This is a genomic window from Acidiphilium sp. PM, assembly GCF_000219295.1.
GTDB classification, from domain to species: Bacteria; Pseudomonadota; Alphaproteobacteria; order Acetobacterales; family Acetobacteraceae; genus Acidiphilium; species Acidiphilium multivorum.
On sequence record NZ_AFPR01000320.1, the window covers coordinates 1 to 4,075 of the forward strand.

Consider the following 4,075-nt stretch of genomic DNA (forward strand, 5'->3'; position numbering starts at 1 on the left):
TGCCGGTAGCGCCGGCCCGGCCGCCGGCCGCCGCGCACCACGATCCGCCGCCCGGCGCGCAGCGTGTAGGCCAGCGCCGAGCCGCGAAAATCCACCACCACCTCCCAGCGATCGCGCACCAGCCGGCTCCAGAGCGAGAGCCAGTGGCGATCCTGACGCTGCTTCTCGAAGATGATCAGCCGTTCCAGCCCCGGCAGGCGCGCGAACACGCCGGCGGAAGCGGCGCCGCAGGCCACCGTCAGCCGCGCGCCCGGATGATCGTGCCGGATGCGCTCCATCGCGCCGGAGGAAATCACCGCGTCGCCGATGCGGGACGAGGCTATGAACAGGATTCTCATGCTCCCGAGGCTCTAGCACGGCTTGCCGCCGCACGGCCAAGGGGCCACATGCCGGTCATGACGACGATCGCATATCTTCCCGCGCGCGGCGTGATCGGGATCGAGGGGCCCGACCGCGTCGCCTTCCTCCAGGGCCTCGTGTCGAACGACGTGACGAAGGCGGAACCGGGCCGGGCCGTCTGGTCCGCGCTGCTGACGCCGCAGGGGCGCTACCTGGCCGAGTTCTTCATTCTCACCGACGGCGAGTCGCTCCTGCTGGATGCGCCGGGCGTGGCGGTTCCGGACCTGATCCGCCGGCTGTCGCGCTTCCGGCTGCGCAGCCAGGTGGCGCTGCGCGACCGGTCGGACGAATTCGCGGTGCATGCCGCATGGGGCGGCGCGCCGTCCGCCCCCGGCGCGATCGTCGCCGCCGATCCGCGTCTGCCCGCAGCCGGCCACAGGCTCCTCGCGCCGGCGCCGCTGGCCGGAGCGGCGGATGAAACCGCCTATCGCGCGCACCGGCTGGCGCTCGGCCTGCCCGATCACGACGATCTCGAACCGGAAAAGACCCTGCTGATGGAAGCCGGCTTCGGCGATCTGCACGGGATCGACTGGGACAAGGGCTGCTACATGGGGCAGGAACTCACCGCCCGCACCCGCTACCGGGGGCTGGTGAAGCGCCGGCTCGTCCCGGTCGATGCCGAAGCGGACCTGCCCGCCGCCGGGGCGATCACCGCCGGTGAGCGCGAAGTGGGCACGCTGCGGACGAGCCTCGGCCGGCGCGGCCTCGCGCTGCTGCGGCTCGATGCGCTGGATGCCAGGCTGAGTCTCGACGGCATCGCGCTGACGCCCGAAATTCCATCCTGGATGACCCTGCCGGAGACCGCGACCCCATGATCGTCGTTCATCATCTCGAAGCGTCGCGCTCGCAGCGCGTGCTCTGGCTGCTCGAGGAACTCGGCCTCGAATACGAGGTGCAGCGCTATGACCGCGACCGGAAGACGAGGCTTGCCCCGCCGTCGCTGCGCGCGGTGCATCCGCTCGGCAAATCCCCCGTCATCACCGATGGCGGGATCACCGTCGCCGAGACCGGCGCGATCGTCGAATATCTCATCGGCACCTACGGCAAGGGGCGGCTGATCCCGCCCGAAGGGACCGACGAGCGGCGCCGCTACACCTACTGGCTGCACCACGCCGAGGGGTCGGCGATGCCGTTCCTGGTGATGAAGCTGGTGTTCGACGAAATGCCCAAGCAGGCGCCCTTCGTGCTCAAGCCGCTGATGCGCGCCATCGGCAACAAGGTGGGCGATGCGTTTCTCGACCCCAATCTCGGCGCCAATATCCGGTTCTGGGAAGACGCGCTGGCCAACTCCGCCTGGTTCGCCGGCGATGCGCTGACCGGCGCCGACATCATGATGAGCTTCCCGATCGAGGCGGCGAACACAAGGGGGCTGCTGCGCGGCAATTACCCGCGGCTCAACGCCTTCCTCGCGGCGATCCACGCGCGGCCGGCGTGGCAGCGGGCGCTGGAGCGCGGCGGCCCCTACCCGTTCGCCTGAGCCGCGCTCAGCCGCACAGGGCGGCGCGCGCCGCGCGGTATTCGGCGATCAGCCGCGCGACCCGCTCGCCTGCCGGCAGCACGGCATCGACCGCGCCGATCCCCTGCCCCGAGCCCCAGATGTCCTTCCACGCCTTGGCCTTCGCGCCCTCGTGGAAATTCATCGCCGAGGCATCGCTCTGCGGCAGGTTGTCGGGATCGAGGCCGGCGGCGACGATGCTCGGGCGCAGGTAGTTGCCATGCACGCCGGTGAAGAGATTGGTGTAGACGATGTCTTCCGCGCCGCTGGCGACGATCGCCTGCTTGTAGGCACTGGCCGCGTTGGCCTCCTCGGTGGCGATGAAGGCCGAGCCGATATAGGCGAAATCGGCCCCCATCGCCTCGGCGGCGAGCACGGCGCGGCCGGTCGCGATCGCGCCGGACAGAGCGAGCGGCCCTTGGAACCAGGTGCGGATTTCCTGCACCAGCGCGAAGGGCGAGAGCGTGCCGGCATGGCCGCCGGCGCCGGCGGCCACGGCGATCAGCCCGTCCGCCCCTTTCTCGACCGCCTTGCGGGCGAAGCGGTCGTTGATGATGTCGTGCAGCACGATACCGCCATAGCCATGCACCGCCTGGTTCACCTCCGGCCGCGCGCCGAGCGAGGTGATGACCAGCGGGGCGCGGTATTTCACGCAGAGTTCGAGATCCTGTTCGAGCCGCGCGTTGGAGCGGTGCACGATCTGGTTGACCGCGAACGGCGCCGCCTTGCGGTCCGGATGTTCGCGGTCCCACGCCGCCAGGGTTTCGGTGATTTCCGCCAGCCATTCGTCGAGTTGGGAGGCCGGCCGGGCGTTCAGCGCCGGAAACGAGCCGACGATGCCGGCGATGCACTGGGCGATGACCAGTTTCGGGTTGGAGATGATGAACAGCGGCGACCCGATCACCGGAATCGCCAGCCTGTTTCGAAGATCCTGTGCGGCGCTCATCCCCCGACTGTGCCGAGGGTTTCCCTAAACGTCAACTACTGCCGATCGCAACGCCCACGGCGAAGACGATGGCCCCGCCGAGTGCGACCTGAAGCGCCGCCTGCAGCGGCGGCGTGTCCATGTATTTGGTGCGAATCCACGAAATCGCCGCGAGTTCGACGACAACGACGGCGAAGGCCAGCACCATCGCGGTCCAGAAATTCGGGATGAGGAAGGGCAGTGTGTGGCCGAGGCCGCCCAGCGTCGTCATCGCGCCGGTGATCGCGCCGCGCATCAGTGGCGAGCCGCGGCCGGTGAGGCTGCCATCGTCCGAGAGCGCCTCGGCGAAACCCATGGAGATGCCGGCGCCGAGCGAGGCGGCGATGCCGACGATGAAGGCCTGCCAAGGACTGCCGGAGGCGAAGGCGGCGGCGAAGACCGGCGCCAGGGTGGAGACCGACCCGTCCATCAGCCCGGCGAGACCGGGCTGGACGTAGCGCAGCACGAAGTTGCGCCGCGCCGTATCGTCCTCGGCGGAGCGGACTTCCTCGGTCAGGTTCTCGCGCGCGAGACGGTCGGCGAGACGCTCGTGATCGGCCTCCGCCTCGGCGAGGTCGCCGAGCAGCTTGCGCGTTGCGGTGTCGCTCGTACGGCTGGCGGCGAGGCGATAGAAATTCTGGGTTTCCGCCTCCATGCTCTCGGCGAGCTTGCGCACATCGTTGATCGAGGGCGTCGGCAGCTGCCAGACCGGCTTGCGGGCAAGGAAGCCGCGCACGTCCTGCCGGCGGATCAGCGGGATATGGTCGCCGAATTTCTGCTGGTAGAGGTCGATCAGCGAGCGGCGGTGTTCGCTCTCCTCCGCCGCCATCTCCGAAAACACCTTCGCCGAGGCCGGATAATCGGTCCGCAGCGATTCGGCGATGTCGGCGTAGATCCGGCCGTCCTCTTCCTCGGCGCCGATCGCCAGGGCCAGGATTTCGCGGTCGGACAGTTCTGAAAAGTTGCGCATGCGCAAGACATGGCGGCACCGCCGGACAAGGTCAAGGTCCTTGTTTTACTTGAGATTTATTTGCAATTGAGGGTGTCCGGCCGAGGCGGCCCGGCCCTTGCGCGGGACCGCAAACCCTGCATGATCCGCCCATGAGCGCCGCATCGCCCTCTCCGGCTCCCCGCCCCGATCCCGCTCCGTGTGCCTGCGGGTCCGGGCTGCGGGCGCGGCGGTGCTGCGCGCTCGATGGCGGCGGACCGCCGGACCC

General features: G+C 69.4%; 5 protein-coding genes. 2 read left to right on the forward strand and 3 right to left on the reverse strand.

Annotated elements, in window-relative coordinates:
• Positions 1-338 (reverse strand): glycosyltransferase family 9 protein (locus tag APM_RS12105; RefSeq protein ID WP_007423667.1); only part of this gene is annotated, 338 nt, incomplete at its 3' end.
• Between the two features lie 48 nt (positions 339-386).
• On the opposite strand from APM_RS12105, the gene APM_RS12110 reads away from it, so the two are divergent.
• A complete protein-coding gene (locus tag APM_RS12110) occupies positions 387-1,214 on the forward strand; it encodes a folate-binding protein YgfZ (protein ID WP_007423668.1) in 828 nt (275 codons plus the stop codon).
• Entirely contained in the window at positions 1,211-1,876 is a 666-nt protein-coding gene (locus APM_RS12115) for a glutathione S-transferase (RefSeq protein WP_007423669.1), read from the forward strand. The genes APM_RS12110 and APM_RS12115 overlap by 4 nt, the downstream gene beginning before the upstream one ends.
• 7 nt (positions 1,877-1,883) lie before the next feature.
• Here APM_RS12115 and APM_RS12120 read toward each other — a convergent pair whose 3' ends face one another.
• Entirely contained in the window at positions 1,884-2,840 is a 957-nt protein-coding gene (locus APM_RS12120) for a nitronate monooxygenase family protein (protein WP_007423670.1), read from the reverse strand.
• A gap of 31 nt (positions 2,841-2,871) precedes the next feature.
• Positions 2,872-3,828 (reverse strand): iron exporter MbfA, encoded by a 957-nt coding sequence (gene mbfA / locus APM_RS12125; RefSeq protein WP_011941392.1) that lies wholly within the window; start codon positions 3,826-3,828, stop codon positions 2,872-2,874.
• Positions 3,829-4,075: the final 247 nt, after the last annotated feature.